Origin of the sequence: Micromonospora sp. NPDC048839, from assembly GCF_040649915.1 — a bacterium.
In the GTDB taxonomy this organism is placed as follows: domain Bacteria; phylum Actinomycetota; class Actinomycetes; order Mycobacteriales; family Micromonosporaceae; genus Micromonospora.
Map to the genome: position 1 here is coordinate 43,818 of NZ_JBEZGL010000011.1, position 20,324 is coordinate 64,141.

At 71.8% G+C, this 20,324-nt stretch carries 18 protein-coding genes; 5 read left to right on the forward strand and 13 right to left on the reverse strand.

Annotated elements, in window-relative coordinates:
- Nucleotides 1-22: 22 nt before the first annotated feature.
- From AB0C25_RS21350 to proS, 3 genes are all read right to left on the reverse strand, one after another.
- The gene (locus tag AB0C25_RS21350; protein WP_357375661.1) at nt 23-604 is read right to left on the reverse strand and encodes a hypothetical protein; all 582 of its coding nucleotides are present in this window, start codon (nt 602-604) and stop codon (nt 23-25) included.
- Nucleotides 605-706: 102 nt separating this feature from the next.
- Nucleotides 707-1,354, reverse strand: coding sequence for a DUF402 domain-containing protein (locus AB0C25_RS21355; protein ID WP_357375663.1), 648 nt, complete (start codon nt 1,352-1,354; stop codon nt 707-709).
- Between the two features lie 13 nt (nt 1,355-1,367).
- Nucleotides 1,368-2,774: a proline--tRNA ligase gene (proS, locus tag AB0C25_RS21360; protein WP_357375665.1), complete on the reverse strand. Its 1,407-nt coding sequence runs from the start codon at nt 2,772-2,774 to the stop codon at nt 1,368-1,370.
- 69 nt (nt 2,775-2,843) lie between these two features.
- Between proS and AB0C25_RS21365 the strand changes: the two genes are divergently transcribed.
- Both AB0C25_RS21365 and AB0C25_RS21370 read left to right on the forward strand, forming a co-directional pair.
- Entirely contained in the window at nt 2,844-3,401 is a 558-nt protein-coding gene (locus tag AB0C25_RS21365) for a hypothetical protein (protein WP_357375667.1), read from the forward strand.
- 21 nt (nt 3,402-3,422) lie between these two features.
- Nucleotides 3,423-4,019: a TetR family transcriptional regulator gene (locus AB0C25_RS21370; RefSeq protein WP_357375669.1), complete on the forward strand. Its 597-nt coding sequence runs from the start codon at nt 3,423-3,425 to the stop codon at nt 4,017-4,019.
- A 447-nt stretch (nt 4,020-4,466) separates the two neighbouring features.
- Here AB0C25_RS21370 and AB0C25_RS21375 read toward each other — a convergent pair whose 3' ends face one another.
- The 10 genes from AB0C25_RS21375 to ftsY form a co-directional block, all read right to left on the reverse strand.
- Complete coding sequence (locus AB0C25_RS21375) at nt 4,467-5,546, reverse strand: amidohydrolase family protein (RefSeq protein WP_357375671.1); 1,080 nt, start codon at nt 5,544-5,546, stop codon at nt 4,467-4,469.
- Nucleotides 5,547-5,705: 159 nt separating this feature from the next.
- Nucleotides 5,706-6,143: a Uma2 family endonuclease gene (locus tag AB0C25_RS21380; protein ID WP_357375673.1), complete on the reverse strand. Its 438-nt coding sequence runs from the start codon at nt 6,141-6,143 to the stop codon at nt 5,706-5,708.
- Nucleotides 6,144-6,191: 48 nt separating this feature from the next.
- The gene (gene ffh, locus AB0C25_RS21385; RefSeq protein WP_357375675.1) at nt 6,192-7,751 is read right to left on the reverse strand and encodes a signal recognition particle protein; all 1,560 of its coding nucleotides are present in this window, start codon (nt 7,749-7,751) and stop codon (nt 6,192-6,194) included.
- A gap of 114 nt (nt 7,752-7,865) precedes the next feature.
- Nucleotides 7,866-8,522 carry a response regulator transcription factor gene (locus AB0C25_RS21390; RefSeq protein ID WP_357375677.1) on the reverse strand — a complete coding sequence of 219 codons (657 nt, stop codon included), beginning with the start codon at nt 8,520-8,522 and terminating at the stop codon, nt 7,866-7,868.
- Nucleotides 8,519-9,670: a sensor histidine kinase gene (locus AB0C25_RS21395; RefSeq protein WP_357375679.1), complete on the reverse strand. Its 1,152-nt coding sequence runs from the start codon at nt 9,668-9,670 to the stop codon at nt 8,519-8,521. The genes AB0C25_RS21390 and AB0C25_RS21395 overlap by 4 nt, the downstream gene beginning before the upstream one ends.
- Before the next feature lie 147 nt (nt 9,671-9,817).
- Nucleotides 9,818-12,094, reverse strand: coding sequence for a [protein-PII] uridylyltransferase (locus tag AB0C25_RS21400; RefSeq protein ID WP_357375681.1), 2,277 nt, complete (start codon nt 12,092-12,094; stop codon nt 9,818-9,820).
- A gap of 19 nt (nt 12,095-12,113) precedes the next feature.
- Nucleotides 12,114-12,452 (reverse strand): P-II family nitrogen regulator, encoded by a 339-nt coding sequence (locus AB0C25_RS21405; protein WP_208648869.1) that lies wholly within the window; start codon nt 12,450-12,452, stop codon nt 12,114-12,116.
- Between the two features lie 25 nt (nt 12,453-12,477).
- On the reverse strand, nt 12,478-13,890 hold the full coding sequence (locus AB0C25_RS21410) for an ammonium transporter (RefSeq protein ID WP_357375683.1): 1,413 nt from the start codon (nt 13,888-13,890) through the stop codon (nt 12,478-12,480).
- Between the two features lie 275 nt (nt 13,891-14,165).
- Complete coding sequence (locus AB0C25_RS21415; protein WP_357077819.1) at nt 14,166-15,029, reverse strand: aminoglycoside phosphotransferase family protein; 864 nt, start codon at nt 15,027-15,029, stop codon at nt 14,166-14,168.
- Nucleotides 15,030-15,035: 6 nt separating this feature from the next.
- On the reverse strand, nt 15,036-16,223 hold the full coding sequence (gene ftsY / locus AB0C25_RS21420; RefSeq protein WP_357375685.1) for a signal recognition particle-docking protein FtsY: 1,188 nt from the start codon (nt 16,221-16,223) through the stop codon (nt 15,036-15,038).
- Nucleotides 16,224-16,373: 150 nt separating this feature from the next.
- On the opposite strand from ftsY, the gene AB0C25_RS21425 reads away from it, so the two are divergent.
- The 3 genes from AB0C25_RS21425 to AB0C25_RS21435 all read left to right on the forward strand — a co-directional run bounded on the left by AB0C25_RS21425 (nt 16,374) and on the right by AB0C25_RS21435 (nt 20,316).
- Nucleotides 16,374-18,101, forward strand: coding sequence for an alkaline phosphatase D family protein (locus AB0C25_RS21425; RefSeq protein WP_357375687.1), 1,728 nt, complete (start codon nt 16,374-16,376; stop codon nt 18,099-18,101).
- Nucleotides 18,102-18,111: 10 nt separating this feature from the next.
- Nucleotides 18,112-18,552, forward strand: coding sequence for a MarR family transcriptional regulator (locus tag AB0C25_RS21430; RefSeq protein WP_357250448.1), 441 nt, complete (start codon nt 18,112-18,114; stop codon nt 18,550-18,552).
- A gap of 144 nt (nt 18,553-18,696) precedes the next feature.
- Nucleotides 18,697-20,316 carry an MDR family MFS transporter gene (locus AB0C25_RS21435; protein ID WP_357375689.1) on the forward strand — a complete coding sequence of 540 codons (1,620 nt, stop codon included), beginning with the start codon at nt 18,697-18,699 and terminating at the stop codon, nt 20,314-20,316.
- Nucleotides 20,317-20,324 lie beyond the last annotated feature (8 nt).

Here is a 20,324-nt window from a genome sequence, read left to right on the forward strand (position 1 = left end):
CGCGGGACGGGCCACCGGCTGATCAGCGAGGATGGGCGTCGGGCTGCGGGTCCGACGGTGGTGCCTGGAGCCGGCCACGCACGGCCGTCAACGGTGTGGTCACCGCACCGCTGAGGATCGCGGCGAAGGCCTGCGGGGGCGCGAACCTCGGCCGGCGGGCGGAGATCCGCCGATACTCCAGCAGCGGCTCCATTACCGGGTGCCGGTCCCGGAACGGTTCCAGCGGGTCGGGGCCGGCACCGCCGGGCTGCCAGCGCGGCGGGTCGGTGTCCGGCTCATCGTCGTCGGAGCGGGGCGGGAGCACGCCCAGGTCGGTCAGGAGCCGACGGACGGCGTGGCCATCGTCGGGGTCGACCTGGCGATCGACCAGCCGGGCGATCGCGGTACGCAGCTCGGCGAGCTTCTCGGCGGCGGACGGTCCGAGTCGGATGCGGTCGCCGATGCCGGTACGGGTGTCGGGGTTGAACTCGTAGCCGAGGTGCTCGACAGCCAGCAGCGGATTCGTGGCTGCCGCGATCGCGACGGCGGGAGCGGCACTCAGCCTGGCGAGGATCACGCCGGCGCGGGCCTGTAGGTCAGCGAAGGTGTTGATCTGGTCGGCCATCGGGCCTCCCATTACTGGTGGTGACGTTGCCTGAACCCTAGGCCGCCAAGCCGCGCACGCACGCCCGATGTCCGCAGGACGACACAGAGTAATCGCGGGAGGTCAGCGGACTGGTGGACGATCCCAGCCGGCGGGCAACCCGTCCGGTACGCCCCAGTCCGACGGCGGGGCATAGTCACACCAGGTGCCGTCGAACGGGAACGCGCCGGTCTCGGCGAGCGCGATCACCCGCTCCCCCTCGGCACGGACCGCCTTCTCGTCGGTCACCCAGTAGTCGGCACCGAAGGCAAGCCGCTCGACGAACTCGTCCTCGTCCTTCCACTGCCAACTGAGGTCCGGGTGGACGACCACGTCCAGGTCCTGGTCCACCACGTCGACACCGGCCACCGAGCCGTCGTCCCAGCGGACGCCCGGCTCCTCCAGGTTGACGTACCAGTTCAGGAAGCGCCCCTGCGCGTCGCGGAACCACCAGACGGAGTGCGCCGCCCCGGTGGGCAGGAACTTCAGCAGCGGCGGCCCGTTCCAGCGGCCGTGCGCCAACCGGTACGACGACGAGACCCACTGGGCGAACGGCATCGCCCGCATCCCCAGCCCCGCCTCGGTCACCTCGTGGGCCACCGGCGAGTCCCGGGCGATCCACACCAGCAGACCACGCTCGTCGTCGCTGACCACGCGGCCCGGTCGGACCCACCCGATCCGACCGTGCCGCACGTTGCGGTCCATGACCAGCCGACCCGGCGCGAAGCGCACTGCCTTCCTACGCTCAGTAGGCGCGGGCGAGGATGGCGACCAGGTCGGGCTCGTCCTCCGAGTCCGGCACCGAACCGTCGGCGCGCAGCAGGCACCGCACCGTGACGCCCTGCCCGTTCGCCTCGGCCTCGCCGGCCACGCCGACCGCCGACCACGGCACCCGGGCCCAGCCGGTCGCGGCGGCCTCGATCGCCTCGGCCAAGGTCGCCACCTCCACCGTGCGCGACTCGCGGTTGGCCAGAGCCTGGTCGTGCAGCACCTGCTGGTCGGTCTCCAGCGCGGCCAGCACCGCGGCGACCACGTCCGCCACCGGCGTCGGGGACTTCGAGCCGTCCGTACGACGCACCACCACCGCGTTACCGGCGGCCAGGTCACGGGGGCCGACCTCGACGCGTACCGGATAACCACGCAGCTCGGCGTCGACGGCCCGGCGGCCGAACGGGGTGTCGGTCCGGTCGTCGAGCGCGACCCGGACACCGGTGTCGCGCAGGCCGTCGCGCAGCTTGGCCGCCGCCTCCGCGACGCCCTCGCCGTCCTTGACGATCATGACGTACGCCTGGATCGGGGCCAACCTCGGCGGCACGCGCAGACCGTTGTCGTCGCCGTGCGCCATGATCAGGCCGCCGAGCATCCGCGTGGACGTGCCCCAGGAGGTGGTCCAGGCGTGTTCCCGGCCGCCCTCCTTCGAGGAGTAGCTGATGTCGAACGCCTTGGCGAAGTTCTGGCCCAGCTCGTGGCTGGTGCCCAACTGCAGCGCCTTGCCGTCGCCCATCATGCCTTCGCAGGTGTACGTGGCCGTCGCCCCGGCGAACCGCTCACGCGTCGTCTTCAGGCCCACCACGACCGGAATGCCGATCACGTTGACCATCAGATCCTCGTACGCCTCGTGCAGGATCCGCCGCGCGTACGCCCGGGCGTCCTCACGCGTGGCGTGCGCGGTGTGCCCCTCCTGCCAGAGGAACTCACTGGTCCGCAGGAAGATCCGCGGACGCAGCTCCCACCGGACCACGTTCGCCCACTGGTTGAGCAGCAGCGGCAGGTCCCGGTACGAGTCGATCCACTTGGCCATGAACTCGCCGATGACCGTCTCGCTGGTGGGACGCACCACCACCGGCTCGGCGAGCGGCTTGCCACCACCGTGGGTGACGACCGCCAGCTCCGGCGAGAAGCCCTCGACGTGCTGCGCCTCCCGCTTGAGGTAGCTCTCCGGGATGAACAGCGGGAAGTACGCGTTCTCCGCACCCGCCGCCTTGATCCGGGCGTCCATCTCGAGCTGCATGCGCTCCCAGATGGCGTAGCCGGCCGGTCGGATGACCATGGTGCCGCGAACCGGGCCGTTGTCGGCCAGCTTCGCCTTGGCGATCAGGTCCTGGTACCAGCGGGGGAAATCCTCCGCACGGGGAGTGAGCACACGAGCCATGACCGCACATCCTATGCGCCCTCCCTCAGGGCAGTGCGCTCGGGCGCGGCATCGTTAGCATCTGCCGCCATGACCTTCCTCAATCCGCCCACCGGAGCGGCTCCCACCCCCGAGCCCGAGGCCCCAGACCTGGCACACCTGGCCGCGAGATGGGTGCGCTGGGTGGCCCGACACCGGCAGCCGACCAGCCCGATCGCCGACCGGTCCGGCCGGCACGCCGGGCGTCACCAGCCCGCCGACGTGTGGTTCCTCGCGGGTACGCACGGTGGCTCTGTGCAACGGAGCTGCGTGGTTCCCTCCGGACGGCCGCTCTTCTTCCCGGCGTTCTGCTGGTGGCAGGTCGGCGGCGGAACCGGCCCGGCCGAGGCCGACCTCGGCGCGACCGGGCACGCGCAGCTCGACGGACTGCCGATCGCGCTGACACCGGCCGGTTCGGCCGAGCCGTTCCCGGTCCGCGGCTTCTTCAACAACGTCGTCACCATGTGGCCGTGGTCCGTTCCGGTCTCCTGCTGGGGGCTGTGGGCGCTGATCCCGCCGCCCGGCCCCGGCCGGCACAAGCTGCACTTCGGTGGCACCGACGGCGGGCGGTTCTGGGTCGAGGCGCAGTACCAGATCGAGGTGCGCTGAACGACCTACACTTCGGCCACCATGATTGAGCAGAGAGGCCCCACGCCGGTACGGACCGGCATCGTCGACGCCGCCCGCTCGCTGACCGTCGCGACCGGATGGGACGGCGTCCGGATGGGTGCCGTCGCGAACGCCGCCGGGGTGAGCCGGCAGACCGTCTACAACGAGTTCGGCAGCAAGGCAGGGCTGGCCGAGGCGCTCGCCCGCGCCGAGGTGGACCGGTTCGTCGGCGCCGTCCGGGCCGCTCTGCTCGCCCACGGCACCGACGTACGGGCCGGCGCGTACGCGGCTATCGCGCACACCCTCACCACAGCGGCGGAAAACCCCCTGGTCAAGGCCATCCTGACCAGCACCCGTGGTGGCTCGGACGAGCTACTGCCGTACCTCACCACCCGCGCCGAGGTGGTGCTCAACGAGGCGTCCGGCGCGCTGGTCGAGTGGGCCGACGACCACCTGCCCGGAGCGGACCAGGCGGCGCTGGCGTTCGCCGCCGACACGATCGTCCGGCTGGTGGTGAGCCACATCGTGCTCCCCCGTTCCCCGATCGACCACACCGCCGAGGCGCTCGCCGACCTTGCCGTACGCCTCTTCAGCGCCGCCGTCCGCCCAGCCCCCTGACCCAACCTCCCGGACCCCTGAGCCCCTGCCCCACCCCGCAACTTCCCTGTTGTTGCTGCCTCCGGGGCACGGGAGGCAGCAACAGCCCCGATGTTGCGCGGATCTTCCTCGCCAAGGCGGGCCCGCCGCCCGCCGTCCTGCGCCCGCCCCCGCCCGCCGCTCGCCCGTCCGCCGCCCGCCCGCCGCTCGCCCGTCCGCCGCCCGCTAGCCGCTCGCCCGTCCAAGATCGTGCTCGATCCGGGATGTAGTGGAGTCAACGTTGTCGGACACCACCGGATCCAGGATCGAGCGCGATCTTGCGGGCCGACACGTCCCAGGCGGCGAGCCGCGGGAGCACGAAGACCTGGGGCGCAGGGAAGCGAAGACCCGCCGTCACCACGACAGCCCGGCCTCACCACGACAGCCCGGCCTCACCACGACAACCCGGCGCGGGGCGCGGGCGCCGGATCAGCGCAGCACTCGGCCGCGCAGGATCGTGCGGGACGGGGCGCGGACCACCCGTAGGTCGCGGCGGGGGTCCTCGGGGTAGACGGTCAGGTCGGCGAGGCCACCCTCGACCAGGCCGGGGAAGCCGAGCCACTCCCGGGCGGCCCAGGAGGCGGCGGCCAGCACGTCGATCGGTGCCATGCCGGCTCGTTCGTGCAGCAGCATCATCTCCTCGGCGGCCAGTCCGTGATCGATGCCGCCGCCGGCGTCGGTACCCACGTAGATCGGCACGCCCGCCTCGTACGCGGCGCGCACCACCTCGGGGAACCCGTCGCGCAGCGCGAGCATGTGGTCGGCGTACCCGGGGAACTTGCCCCGCGCCTGCTCGGCGATGCCGCCGAAGGTGGCGATGTTGATCATCGTGGGGATCAGCGCGGTGCCCTGTCGGGCCATCTCGTCGATCAGGTCGAGGCTGAGGCCGGTGCCGTGCTCCACCGAGTCCACCCCGGCACGCACCATGATCTCGACGGCCGACTCGGAGAAGGTGTGCACCGCGGCGCGTACCCCGGCGTCGTGCGCGGCCCGCACGGCGGCGGTGAGGGTGTCCGCGTCCCAGGCCGGCGCCAGGTCACCCACGCCCCGGTCGATCCAGTCGCCGACCAGCTTGATCCAGCCGTTGCCGGTCTTCGCCTGCGCGGCCACCGTAGCGGCCACCTCGGTCGCGTCGACCTCCACGCCGATGTCGCGCAGGTAGCGCTTCGGCGGGGCGACATGCCGGCCCGCGCGGGCCAGTCGCGGCAGGTCCGGCTCGTCGTCGAGTTCGGGGTACGGGTACGGCGAGCCGGCGTCGCGGATCGCCAACACACCGGCGTCCCGGTCGACGTGGGCCAGCTCGCGGGCCTGGTCGAGCGAGGTGATCGGGGCGCCACCGCGGGCGATGCCGATGTGGCAGTGCGCGTCGACAAGCCCCGGCAGGACGAACCCGCCGTCCACGACGGTCTCCGCGCCGGGCACCGGGGTGAAGGTCACCCGGTCGCCGACCAGCCAGAGATCCCGGACCTCGTCGTCGGGGAGCAGTACGCCGCGCACGTGAAGAGCCATGCGCACAGTCCTACCCGATCACTCCTCGTCGGGGGCGAGCAGGTCGTTCTTCCGAGAGGTCAGGGCGGGCAGGTCGACGGAGACCTTCCATGGCCACTCGGTGACGAACAGGTCCTCGGTGTGGGCGACCTGCTCGTACTCCCGGTTGGCCCCGAGGGTTTACTCGGTGAGCATGACGCGCTCCTGGAGCGGGTCCACCACCCAGTACGACCGGACGCCAGCGTGCGCGTAGACCTTCGCCTTGTCGTACATGTCGCGGAAGCTGAAGGGCGGTGCGACGACCTCGACGGCGAGCAGGGTGTCCTCGACCGGGACGGGCGACCGGCCGGCGTGCCTGCGGCGGATGACCACCACGTCGGGGCGTGGCTCGTTGCGCCGGTCAACGCGCATCGACAGGTCGATGCTGACCAGGTATTCCGGCGGGCAGCTGAGACGAAGCGTGAGTAACAGTCGGACGCAGAGATCCTGGTGCACGGCAGTTGGCGACGGCAGGATCAACCTTCCGTTGATCAGTTCGTACGGAAGGTCCTTCGGCAGCTCGCCGAGATCGTCGACCGTCCACTCGTGCCGCTCCGGCAGGATCGGGGCTGCAACCATGACGTCACCCTAAGAAAGGGTGACGTCGCCTGCCGTCACCGACACGCGTCAGCGCGGGCCCTTGTCGCCGCCCTTGCCGAGCTTGTTGAAGTCGATCTTCGGAAGCTTGAAGCCGGGCGGAAGGCCCTGGCCACCGGCGAGGTCGTTCGGGTCCATCCCCGGCGGGAGCTGCGGCATGCCACCCGGGAAACCGGCCGGCATTCCGGCACCGGCCCCGGTACGCGGACGACCGCCGCCCTTGGTGCCCTTGCGCTTGTTCTTCGGCGACTTGGTCGCCTTGCGGCGGCCACCGCCGGGCAGACCCATCATGCCGCCCATCTGCTTCATCATCTTCTGCGCGTCGGCGAAGCGGTTGAGCAGCTGGTTGACGTCCATCACGGTGACCCCGGAGCCGTTGGCGATGCGCGCCCGGCGGGAACCGTTGATGATCTTCGGGTTGGTGCGCTCGCCCGGGGTCATCGACCGGATGATCGCGGTGACCCGGTCGAAGTGGCTGTCGTCCAACTCGGAGAGCTGGTCCTTCATCTGCCCCATGCCCGGCATCATGGCCAGCACGTTGGCGATCGGACCCATCCGCCGCACCGCGATGAGCTGGTCGAGGAAGTCGTCCAGGGTGAACTGCTCGCCGCCCATCAGCTTGGCGGTCATCTTCTCCTTCTGATCCGAGTCGAAGGCCTGCTCGGCCTGCTCGATCAGAGTGAGGACGTCGCCCATGCCGAGGATCCGGCTGGCCATCCGGTCGGGGTGGAAGACGTCGAAGTCCTCCAACTTCTCGCCGGTGGACGCGAACAGGATCGGTTGCCCGGTCACTTCGCGCACCGACAGGGCGGCGCCACCACGGGCGTCGCCGTCGAGCTTGGAGAGCACCACACCGGTGATGCCGACGCCGTCGCGGAACGCCTCGGCGGTGCGGACGGCATCCTGACCGACCATCGCGTCGATGACGAAGATGACCTCGTCCGGCTGGACCGCGTCGCGAATGTCGGCGGCCTGCTGCATCATCTCGGCGTCGATGCCGAGCCGGCCGGCGGTGTCGACGATGACGATGTCGCGGGCCGCCCGCTTCGCGTGCTCGATCGACGCGCGCGCCACCTGCACCGGGTCACCGGTGCCGTTGCCGGGCTCCGGGGCGTACACCTCGACACCGGCCCGGCCACCGAGCACCTGGAGCTGCCCGACGGCGTTGGGGCGCTGGAGGTCGGCGGCGACGAGTAGCGGCTGGTGCCCCTGACCCTTGAGCCAGCGGGCCAGCTTGCCGGCCAGGGTCGTCTTACCGGAACCCTGGAGGCCGGCCAGCATGATCACGGTCGGCGGCTGCTTGGCGAACTGGAGCCGCCGACCCTCGCCGCCGAGCACGGTGATCAGCTCTTCGTTGACGATTTTGATGATCTGCTGGGCGGGGTTGAGCGCCTGGGAGACCTCGGAGCTGCGCGCCCGCTCCTTGACGGCCGCGATGAAGCCCTTGACCACCGGCAGCGCGACGTCCGCCTCCAGCAGCGCGAGGCGGATCTCGCGCGCGGTGGCGTCGATGTCGGCGTCGGTGAGCCGTCCCTTGCCGCGGAGCTTGGTGAAGATCCCGGACAGGCGGTCACTCAAGGTGTCAAACACGCGAACATCCCGTTTGTCAGTGTTCCGGCGGGCACAACGCGGCCGGCACTGCGGAGTCCGGCCACCGCTAGGGTAGCCGCCCCGCCGCAAGGCCGCTGTCGCCCGGCCCGGGCCTCACCCCGACACCAACCCCGACTGGTACGCGAACACGACGAGCTGGGCCCGGTCCCGGGCTCCCAGCTTGCCCATCGCCCGGCTGACGTGCGTGCGCGCGGTCGCCGGACTGACCACCAGCCGGGCGGCGATCTCCTCGTTGTTCAATCCCTCACCGACCAGGCCGACCACCTGGCGCTCCCGGTCGGTGAGCGTGTCCAGCCGAGGGTGCGGGCGCGGCACCCGCGACGGTCGGGTGGCGAACTCCCGCACCACCCGACGGGTCACCGACGGCGAGAGCAGTGCCTCCCCCTCGGCGACCAGCCGGATCGCGCGCAGCAGCTCGGTCGGTCGGGTGTCCTTGGTGAGGAACCCGCTCGCGCCGTGCCGCAGCGCGTCGAAGACGTATTCGTCCAGCTCGAAGGTGGTCAGCACCACCACCCGCGTACCTGTCAGTTCGGGGTCCGCGACGATTCGCCGGGTCGCCTCGATGCCGTCGATGCCGGGCATCCGGATGTCCATCAGCACCACGTCCGGTCGCTCCCGACGCGCCAGCTCGACCGCCCGCAGCCCGTCGGCCGCCTCGCCGGCCAGCGCCAGGTCGTCCTCGCTCTCCACGAGCGCGCAGAGACCGAGCCGGACCAGGTCCTGGTCGTCGGCGATCAGCACCCGGATCACGGGGTCTCCTCCGCGGGCAGCCGGGCGTACACCCGGAAGCCGCCACCGGCGTGCGGCCCGGTGGTCAACCACCCGCCCAGCGCCGCGACCCGCTCCCGCATCCCGGCCAGACCGTGCCCGCGCTCGTCGTCGGCCGGCGCCGCCCCGGCGCCCCTTCCCTGGTCGACGACCTCGACGGTCACCTCGTCGGCGCGGTAGTCCACCGTCACCTCCGCGTTCGCCACCCCCGCGTGGCGCAGCACGTTCGTCAACGCCTCCTGCACCACCCGGTACGCGGCCAGGTCCAGCGCGGCCGGCAGCTCCCGGGGGGCACCGACGACGCGTACGTCGACGGCGAGCCCGGCCCCGGCGAGCCGATCGCGTAGTGCCGGCAGCCGGGCCAGGCCGGGTACCGGCTCGCGCTCCGCCCCCTGCCGCACCGCGCCCAGCGTGACCCGGAGCTCGTCCAGCGCCTCACGGCTGGTCCGGCTGATCGCGGTCAGCGCGGTCTCGGCCTGCTCGGGTCGTTTCGGCAGCAGATGCAGGGCGATCTCCGCCTGCATGCTGATCGCGGCCAGCCCGTGCCCCACCACGTCGTGCACCTCCTGCGCGATCCGCAACCGCTCCTCGTCGGCCCGCCGCCGGGCCTCCTCGGCGCGACCGCGGGCCTCCTCGGCCCGGCTGCGCGCCGCCACCTCACGGTTGACCCGCACCACAACGCCCACCGCGAACGGTACGGCGACCCAGGCCGACGCCGGGAGCACCCCGGTCCAGCCCGGGGCCGGACCCCGGGACCAGAAGACGTGCGTCAGCAACACCACGAACGCGCCACCGGCGGCGAGCGCAGCCGGACGCACCGGCAGCCGCACCGCCACCGTGTACACCGCGACCAGGAACGTGAGCAGGATCGGCCCGTACGGGTAGCCGAGCACCAGGTACGTCGCGGTGACCACGCCGACCAGGGCGAGGGTGGTGACCGGGGCGCGCCGACGGGCCAGCAGGACGAGCGCGGCGACCACGATCAGCACCCGGCAGACCCCGTCCACCGTCCTCGACCCCGGCTGGTTGTCCCCGGCCAGATCGGTGGCCAGCAGTCCGAACCCGAGCAGCGCCAGGGCGAGCACGGCATCCGGAGCCGCTCGCCTCGCCCACTGCCCGTCCCAGCGCATGGCCGTCATTCTGCCCGCGCCGACGCCCCCCGACGTGCGCCCACGAGCGACACCGCCCCTACGCCCCCGGACGTACCCGCCCGCTCCCACCCCCAGGTGAGAACCCCAATCCCCAAACCACAGCGCCAGCCAAGACGGCAGCCGTGGTCAGACGGCGGCCAGGACCGCTTCCTCCAGGCGCGCTCGGGTCTCGTCGTCCGGCCAACCGCCGACCAGGTAGAAGGCGTCCACCACGTCGGCGCCGAGAGTGGAGATGCGCGCCGCGCGGACCAGGGCGCCCGCCTCGTCGAGCGCGCAGGCGACCCGGTAGAGCAGGCCGGCCGCGTCGGCCGCGCGTAGCTCCAGCAGCACGGCGTCGGTGGCCGCCTCGCGGTGCCAGACAACCCGGGGAGCGGCGCCGCTGCCCCGGGCGGCGAGCGCACGGCCGCGCAGTCGCTGGGTGACCGACACGTCACCGCCGACCGCCCGGCGCAGGTCGGCACGGAGCGGTACCGGATCCGGCGGCAGGCCGTAGCGGGGCTGCACCCGGCACTCGACCAGCGCCCGGCCGTCGACCACCGACGCGTCTGCGGAGATCACTTCCAGCCGGTGCAGGGCCAGGCAGCCGGCAACCGTGGCGAGCAGGCCCCGCCGGTCGGCTGCGGCGACCGACACCCGGTCGCCGGTCAGGTGGACGACCGGCAGTGGCCCGGCCAGCAGTGCCGGATCGGGTGCCGGCGGCTCGGGCAGTACGCCGGTGTCGAGTGCGGTGCGGACCCGGGCGACCAGCTCGGCGACGAGTCGACCCTTCCAGTCCGACCAGGCCGCCGGCCCGGTCGCCGCCGCGTCGGCCCGGACCAGTGCGTGCAGCAGGTCGAGGGTGCCGGTGTTACCGACCGCCTCGGCCACCGAGGCGATGGTGACCGGGTCGGACAGGTCCCGGCGGGTGGCCACGTCGGGCAGCAGCAGGTGCAGACGGACCAGCGTGCCGATCAGCTCCACCTCGCTGGGGGGCAGACCGATCCGGGTCGCCACCGCCTGGGCCAGTGGCACCCCGACGGTGCTGTGATCGCCGGGAAGGCCCTTGCCGACGTCGTGCAGGAGAGCACCGATGAGCAGCAGGTCGGGGCGCTCCACCTCACGGGCGTGCCGGCTTGCCTCGTGCGCGGCCTGCACGAGGTGCCGGTCGAGGGTGTAACGGTGCACCGGGTTGTGCTGGGGCAGGCTGCGCAGTCGGGTCCACTCCGGCAGCCAGCCGTCGACCAGGCCGTACCGGTCGCAGGTCTCCCAGGCGGGCACCAGGCCGGCACCGGCGCCGAGCAGGGTGGTCAGCGCGGCCCGGGCCTCGGCCGGCCAGGGCGCGGGCAGCGGCGGGCAGTACGCCGCCAGCCACTCGCAGGTGGCCCGTGCGATCGGCAGGCGGGTCGTGGCCGCCGCGGCGGCCACCCGCAACGAGAGGCTCGGGTCGGGGCGTGCCCCGATCGCCGTCCGGGCCAGCACCAGCTCGCCGTCGTGCTCGACCACGTCACGTGCCACCGGTCGACGCGCCGAGCGGCCGTTGCCGCCTCGGGACCGGTCGGAGCGCAACCGGTCGGCGGCGCGGAACGCGTCATCCAGAGCGTGGCTGACCGTGCGGGCGTCACCGGCGACCCGGCGCAGGAGGGCGTCGCCGTCCTCCAGACCGAGCAGGGCGGCCACCCCGTCGCGTTCCTGGGCGACCAACCGGTCGACCCGGCGGCCGACCTGCTGGTGCAGGGCGTCCCGGGTGTCCAGCAGGCGAAGGTGGGCGGCACGCACGGCGGGACGTAGCGCATCGGTGATACCGGCTGCGGAGATCGCCCGCAGCAGGCCCACGTCGCGCAGCCCCCCGGCGGCCTCCTTGAGGTCGCCCTCCAGCAGGAACGCCAGCTCACCGTGCGCCTGCCAGCGCGCGGTGGTGACCTCCCGCAGGCCGGGCAGGTGCCGTACGGCGGTGCGCCGCCAGTGATCGGCGGCGGTGCGGCTGAGCGCGTCGGCCAGCGTCTGGTCACCCACCACCAGGCGGGCGTCGAGCAGCCCGAGGGCGACCTTGACGTCGTCCTGGGCAACCGAGAGCGCCTCGGCGACGGTGCGTACGGAATGGTCGAGTCGCAGGCCCGCGTCCCAGATCGGGTACCAGATCGAGGCGGCCAACTCGTTCGTGCCGGGCACCCCGGCGTGCAGCAACACCAGGTCGAGGTCGCTGTACGGGGCGCACTGGCGTCGACCCAACCCCCCGACCGCCAGCAGTGCCACTCCGTCCTGCGCCGGCAGCAACCCGCGCAGAAAGGTGTCGTACGAGGCCGCCCGGGCCAGCCGGGCGGCCTCGCCGATCCCCCCGGGAACGCCGACGACCTCGTTGATCAAGGGGTTCGCGTCACCGTCACCGGTGTTGCCTGACGCGTCCTTCTTGATCAACGAGGTCATGTCGGTCGTGGTCTCCAGATCAGAGTGCGTCGAGGCCGCGTTCGCCGGTACGCACCCGGACGACCTCTTCGACACCGGTGACCCAGACCTTGCCGTCACCGATCTTGCCCGTGCGGGCCGCCCCGACGATGGCGTCCACCACCTTTTCCACGTCGATCTCGTCGGTGAGCACCTCTACCCGGATCTTGGGCAGGAACTCGACCGTGTACTCGGCACCCCGGTAGACCTCGGTGTGCCCCTTCTGCCGCCCGTACCCCTGAACCTCGCTGACGGTCAGCCCGGCCACGCCGAGGGCGTGCAGGGCCTCCTTCACCGCGTCCAGCTGGTACGGCTTGATGACCGCGGTCACCAGCTTCATGTCCAACCCCTCCATCCCTGGAACGTTAACCGGCGACCTTTTCGCTTACCGGCTCGGCGGGCTCCGCCTCCGGCTTGGCGCCACTCGTCGTGCCGCCACCGGGGGTGCCGATGCCGGCCATCGCGAACGCGCCGCCCGTGCCGCCACCGGCCGGGGACAGGTCGTAGCTGCTCTCGGCGTGCTCGCCGATGTCGATGCCCTCGACCTCGGCCTCGGCCTTCACCCGGAACCCGATCGTCTTCTCGATGACGAAGGCGAGCACCCAGGCGATGCCGAACGACCATGCCGTCACGATCAGGCCGGCGAGGGCCTGCCGCCCGAGCTGGGTGACGCCGCCGCCGTAGAAGAGGCCGTCGGAGCCACCCACCACGTCGGTGATCGCGGCGTTCACCGAGTTGGTGGCGAAGAGGCCCAGCCAGAGCGAGCCGATCCAACCACCGACGAAGTGCACGCCGACCACGTCGAGGGAGTCGTCGTAGCCCAGCTTGTACTTGAGGCTGACGGCGAGCGCACACACCACACCGGCGACGATGCCGAGCAGGACGGACGCCCACGGTGCGATGAAACCACAGGCCGGGGTGATGGCGACCAGACCGGCGACGGCGCCGGACGAGGCACCGACCATCGTCGGCTTGCGGTCCTTGACCCACTCGACCGCGATCCAGCCGAGCACCGCCGCCGCCGTGGCGAGCTGGGTGTTGATGAAGGCGAGACCGGCGACGGAGTCGACGGTCAACTCCGAACCGGCGTTGAACCCGAACCAACCGAACCACAGCAGACCCGCACCGAGCGCGACGAGCGGGATGTTGTGCGGCTTCATGCCCTCGCGCGGCCAACCGAGCCGCTTACCGAGCACCAGCGCCACGGCCAGGGCCGCCGCACCGGCGTTGATGTGCACCGCGGTGCCACCGGCGAAGTCCAGCGCGTGGATGTCACCGCCGATGATGCCGCCGCCCCACACCCAGTGCGCGACCGGGAAGTAGACCAGGGTGGCCCACCCGAAGGCGAACAGCAGCCAGCCGGCGAACTTGGCCCGGTCGGCGATGGCACCACTGATCAGCGCGACGGTGATCACCGCGAAGACCATCTGGAAGGCCATGAACACGTAGAGCGGAACCCCGATGCCGCTGGGGTTCTCCGCCGTGGCACCCCACAGGTCGGTCTCGGCGAGGAAGGTCTTGGTGCCGAGGTACGCGCCCGGGTCACCCCAGAAGCCGTTCACGTCGGTCCCGAAGGCGACGCTGAAACCGTAGAACCACCACAGAATAGAGATGAGCCCGATGGCGGAGAAGCTCATCATCATCATGTTGAGTACGCCCTTGGCCCGGTTGAGGCCGCCGTAGAACAGCGCCAGTCCGGGGGTCATGAGCAGCACGAGCGCGGTCGAAACCAGCAGCCACGTGGTATTGGCGCCGTCGATCGTCGGTGCTTCAGGCACGCTGGCCTCCTAAAGGTGAAGTCCTCCTTCGCGGCTTTCCGGGGCAGCGTCGCCCGTAGGCCGGTTGCGCGGAAGCTTCGCGGCCGGCTGTTTCACCCACGGTCCCGTGCGGGTTTCCGGTTCGTGACGGGTTGTTTCGTACGTGTCACGAAGTCCGCACAGTCACCGACATGGACAATGGTGGATCGTTCGGACGGCGTACGTCGATGGCTGACCGGCCAGGCGCATCGACCGGTCCGCTTGACGGGACCGGCCGAGCATCGACCGGTCCGCGCTCAGCGGAGGGCGTTCTCCAGGGCGTGCCGCTCGTAGTCGAGCAGCCGCAGATCCCGCATCGGACGGCGCAGGTGGCCCTTGTGCACGATCCGGACGAACGCCGGCTCGCCAGCGGCGGCCATCCGGCGGATCCCCTCGACGTGGTCCACGATCCGTTTGCGGATGGTCCGGATCAGCCGGTGCCGGTCGCGCGGGATCAACCCGTACGCGTCGGCGAAGAGCCGCAGCCGGCGCGGCCGGTCCGGGTGCTTCCAGCCCAGCGTGATCGAGTCGCGGTCCGCGAAGATCGGCACCCAGGTCCAGGCCGCGTACGCCACGTCGTAGATCCGCGCCCCCGGCGAGGCGAGGTCGAAGTCGATCAGCCCGAGGGTGCCGTCCGGCCGCCAGATCACGTTGTGCGGCGCGGCGTCGTGGTGGCAGATCACCTCGGTGTCCGGTGGCGGCGGCCCGAACGAGCGCCAGACCGCCTGCGGCGGCGGGGTGAACCCGTACTGCGCGTCGTGGAACATCCGCAGCATGGTGGCGACGGTGACCAGCGCCTCGTCGGTCACCCAGTGCGGGGCGAGCGGATATTCACCGCACTCCCCCTCCAGGTACGACAGCACCTCACGGTTGCGCTCGTCCATCCCGAGCGCCCGGGGGGCGCCGGTGAAGCCCACGTACTCCAGGTGGCGCAGCAGGGCGTGCACGGACGGTGTCCACGGCCCGGCGTTGCGGCGGACCGTGTCACCGACGCGGACGACGGTGCTGACGTTGCCGCCGTGCAGCGGGATCTCCTGCGAAGTCACGTACGGTCTCCCGAGGCGCTGCGAGGGGTGGCCGGGCTCGCGCCAGCCCGCGTACGCGCGATCGTCGGTGGTCACCCGAGACTACGCGTCCCGTCCGGTGGCCTCGGTCCCCAGCAACGCGTCGACGAACTGCGCGGGGTCGAACGGGGCCAGATCGTCCTTGCCTTCGCCGAGGCCGACCAACTTCACGGGGATGCCGAGCTTGCGCTGCACGGCGATCACGATGCCACCCTTGGCGGTCCCGTCGAGCTTGGTGAGCACCACCCCGGTCACGTTCACCACGTCGGTGAAGACCCGGGCCTGCTCCAGGCCGTTCTGGCCGGTCGTGGCGTCCAGGATGAGCAGTGTCTCGTCGATCGGGCCCTGCTTCTCCACCACGCGCTTGACCTTGCCCAGCTCGTCCATCAGGCCGACCTTGTTCTGCAGGCGGCCGGCGGTGTCGATGAGCACGGTGTCCACGCCGGTGTCGATGCCGCGCTTGACCGCGTCGAAGGCGACGCTTGCCGGGTCGGCGGCCTCGGGTCCACGGACGGTCTCCGCGCCGACCCGGGAGCCCCAGGTCTCCAGTTGGTCGGCGGCGGCGGCCCGGAAGGTGTCCGCGGCGCCGAGCAGCACGGTCCGGCCGTCGGCCACCAACACCCGGGCGATCTTACCGCAGGTGGTGGTCTTGCCGGCGCCGTTGACGCCGACGACCAGGACCACTGCCGGTACGCCGTCCTTCGGGGCGGTCCGCAGCGACCGGTCCAGGCTCGGGTCGAGCGCGTTGACCAGCTCGGCGGCGAGCAGCGCGCGCAGCTCGGAGGCCGAGCGGGTGCCCAGCACCCGGGTGCGCTCACGGAGCCGGTCGACGATGTCGCGGGTGGCGTCGACGCCGACGTCGGCGGTGATCAGGCTGTCCTCGATCTCCTCCCAGACGTCCTCGTCGAGGTGGTCGCGGGCGAGCAGGCCGAGCAGGCCCTTGCCGAAGACGTTCTGTGAGCGGGACAGCCGCGAGCGGAGCCGCACCAGCCGTCCGGCGGTCGGCTCGGGCACCTCCACCGGCGCGGGCGCCTCGATGACCGGCGGTGGCTCGACCAGGACGCCGGTGGACAGATCGGACTCCGGTGCCTCGACCGGCGGGCCGGCGAGATCCTCCTCGGCCCGGGTGTCGACCTCGGTGTGCGGCAGCGGGGGCTCGGGCCGCCGCCGCAGTCGCGGCACGACCAGCCCGACTGTGCCGGCGATCAGCACACCGAGCAGGACCAGAGCGAGGACGAGATATTCGGCCATGCCGGAATCCTGTCAGATGGCGACGACGGCGTCCCAGCCACCGCACCCCCGGGCGGTGCCCGGGTCTCAGCCACCGCACCTCCGGGCGGTGCCCGGGGTCTCAGCCACCGCACCCAGACGGTGCCCGGAACCGGCGGTAGGCTCGGCCGCATGTCCGCCGCACACCTCCTCATCGGCCCCCTCCTGCGGCGAGTCGTGGACACCCGCGCCACCATCTGGGTGGAGACGGCGGGGCCCGCCGTGGTCACCGTCCGCACCGCCGACGGCGCCACCGGCACCGCGCCCACCTTCTCGGCGTACGAGCACCACTACGCGTTGGTGGTGGTGGAGGGGCTCACCCCGGACAGCGCGACCACCTACGAGGTGCTCGTCGACGACGAGCTGGTCTGGCCGGTGCCGAGCAGCGGCTTCCCTTCGAGCGTGATCCGCACCCGGGCCGCCGACGACCGGGACCAGCCGGTCAACCTGATCTTCGGCTCGTGCCGGGAGACCACCCAGCACGCCACCACCCGGAAGCTGCCGCCGGACGCGCTCGACGCGTACGCCCGACGGTTGATGGCCGACCCGGAGTCGAACCCGCTGCCCGACCTGCTGGTGCTGCTCGGTGACCAGGTCTACGCCGATGTCACCTCGCCCACGGTGCGCCGGCTGCTGCGGCGGCGCCGGCGGCGGCCGAAGGGCGCACCGGCCGACCAGGTGGTGAGCTTCGACGAGTACACCAAGCTCTACCTGGAGTCCTGGCGCGATCCGGAGATTCGGTGGCTGCTCTCCACCGTGCCGAGTGTGATGATCTTCGACGATCACGAGATCATCGACGACTGGAACACCTCGGCGGCCTGGCGTGCGGAGGTGCGCGAGCAGCCGTGGTGGCAGGAGCGGATCGGCAGCGGGCTCGCCTCGTACTGGGTCTACCAGCACCTGGGCAACCTGTCCCCCGACGAGATCGCCGCCGACCCGGTCTTCGCCAAGGTCGCCGCCGCCGAGGACGCCACGGGCGTGCTGCGCGAGTTCGGGCACCGGGTGGACCAGGAGTCGGACGTGGCGCACGACACCGAGCGCTGGCGCGCGGTGCAGTACCAGTGGAGTTACGCGCTGGACCTGGGCCGGACCCGGCTGGTCATGCTGGACAACAGGTGTAGCCGGGTACTCGACCCGGGCAGCCGGGCCATGCTGCCGCCGGGCGAGTGGTCCTGGTTCCTGGACCAGGCGCACGGCGTCTACGACCACCTGGTGGTCGGCGCGTCGCTGCCCTGGCTGCTCCCGCAGGGCATCCACCACATCGAGGCGTGGAACGAGAAGCTCGCCGACTCGCGTCGCCCCTGGGTGGCCCGCGGCGCGGAGAAGCTGCGCCGCGCCCTGGACCTGGAGCACTGGGCGGCGTTCCGGCGCTCGTTCGAGGCGCTCGGGGAGACCTTCGCCCGGATCGGCACCGGCACCCCGAGGCAGTCCGGCGCACGGGTCGGCGCCGGTCCGGCGTACGCCCCTCCGGCGTCGATAAGCGTGCTCTCCGGGGATGTGCACCACTCGTACGTGGCTCGGGCCCGGTTCTTCGACCCTGCGGTGGTCACGCCCGTGCACCAGCTCACCTGCTCGCCGATCCACAACCAGGTGCCGGCCGGCATCCGTCCGCTGATGCGGTTGGGCTGGTCGGCCGGCCCGGCCGGGGCCACCCGGGCGTTGGCCCGCTCGGCGGGCGTACGGCGGCCTGGTGTGCGCTGGCGCAAGTTGGCCGGCCCCTACTTCGGCAACGCCGTCGCCACGCTCACCCACCGGGGGCGTGGCGCGGACGTGGTCATCGAGGGCACCACCAAGGACGGGCACCTACGCCCGGTGATGCGGCGTCGACTCTCCGGTAGCGGCGAGCCGACCGCGCCGTAGTCTCTACGCCGTGGATGAGCACCTGCCGGAGCCGATCCGGGCGGTCGAGCACGAGTTGACCGCTCTGCTGCGTCGTGGGCGGGCGGTTTCCTGGGAGATCGCCCGGGAGGTGCACCCGAATCTGGAGCCGAACACCTACGGGCTGCTGCTCTGGTTGCGGCGCAGTGGGTCGATCCGGTTGACGGAGCTGGCGTCGCGGCTCGGTGTGGGCAAGGGCACACTGAGCCGGCAGATCAACGCGCTGGAAGCCCTCGGGCTGGTCCACCGCGACCCCGATCCGAGCGACCGGCGGGCCGCGCAGATCCGCCTCACCGAGGAGGGTCAGCGCCGGTTCGACGTCGCCCGTGCGGCCCGGTTGGGTGAGTTCCTGCGGGCGCTGGACGGCTGGCCGAGCCGGGACGTCGAGGAGTTCGCCCGGCTGCTCGGCCGGTTCAACGACTCCTGGCAGTAGCCCCCTCGGCGGGGAATATGGTGCCGGTCCGCCAAGTTGTTGCTTCAGGCAACCAAGGCATACGGTTGCTTCAGGCAACTCTCAGGCGGCCCATGTGCACCATCCGCCGCCGCTCCACCTCGACTCCGCTCGGAGGCAACAACGATGAGCCAGGCGACAGTGCCCCGCTCGGCGACCGCCGTCACCATGACCCACCGGCAGATCCTGGAGGCGCTCTCCGGCCTGCTGCTCGGCCTGTTCGTCGCGATCCTCTCGTCCACGGTCATCTCGAACGCGCTGCCGCGGATCATCACCGAACTGCACGGCGGCCAGTCCGCGTACACCTGGGTGGTGACCTCGGCCCTGCTCGCGACCACCGCGACCACCCCCATCTGGGGCAAGATGGCCGATCTGGTCAACAAGAAGACGCTGGTCCAGCTCGCCCTGGGGATCTACGTGCTGGGTTCGGTGCTCGCCGGCCTCGCGCAGGGCACCGGAGAGCTGATCGCCTGCCGGGTGCTCCAGGGCGTCGGCGCCGGCGGCCTCACCGCGCTGGCCCAGGTGATCATGGCCACGATGATCGCGCCCCGCGAGCGGGGCCGCTACAGCGGTTACCTCGGCGCCGTGATGGCCGTCGGCACCATCGGCGGCCCGCTGATCGGTGGCGTGATCGTCGACACCTCCTGGCTCGGCTGGCGCTGGTGCTTCTACGTCGGCGTGCCGTTCGCCATCGTCGCCCTGATCGTGCTCCAGAAGACCCTGCACCTGCCGGTGGTCAAGCGGAAGGCGCAGATCGACTGGTGGGGCGCCACCCTGATCACCGCGGCCGTCTCGGTCCTGCTGATCTGGGTCTCCCTCGCCGGTGACCAGTTCGCCTGGGCCTCCTGGCAGACCGCCGTCATGGTCGTCGGCGCGCTGGCCCTCGGTGCCCTCGCCATCCGGGTGGAGACCCGGGCCGCCGAGCCGATGATCCCGCCGCGGCTGTTCCGCAACCGCACCATCACCCTCGCCGTGATCGCCAGCGTGGCGGTCGGTGTGGGCCTGTTCGGGGCGTCGATCTTCCTCGGCCAGTACTTCCAGATCAGCCGTGGCCAGAGCCCGACCATGTCCGGCCTGATGACGCTGCCGATGATCCTCGGCCTGCTGGTCGCCTCCACCGTGGGTGGGCGGATCATCACCAAGACCGGCCGCTGGAAGCGCTTCCTGGTGGTCGGCTCGGCGCTGCTCACCGTCGGCTTCGCGCTGATGGGCACGCTCCGCGCGGACACCAACTTCACCCTGCTCAGCGTCTACATGGCGCTCATCGGCGTCGGCCTGGGCCTGACCATGCAGAACCTCGTCCTCGCCGTGCAGAACACCGTCGGCCCGCACGAGCTCGGTGCGGCCAGCTCGGTGGTGGCGTTCTTCCGCAGCCTCGGTGGCGCGATCGGCGTCTCCGCCCTCGGCGCGGTGCTCGCCCACAAGGTCAAGGACTACACCGCCGACGGTTTGGCCCAGCTCGGCATCCCCGCGTCCAGCTCCGGTAGCGGTGGCACCCTGCCCGACGTGCACACCCTGCCCGGCCCGCTGCGTGCCGTGGTGGAGAGCGCGTACGGCCACGGCGCCGGAGACATCTTCCTGGCCGCCGCCCCCTTCGCGCTGATCGCGCTGATCGCGGTGGTCTTCATCAAGGAGGTGCCACTGCGTCAGCACAACGGCTCCCCGGTTTCCGACGAGGTCGAGCGGGAATCGACAGTCGCAGCCGCCGCGGGCGCCGCCGTGGTCCGCACCGGCGAGCAGAGGTGAGGTAGAGC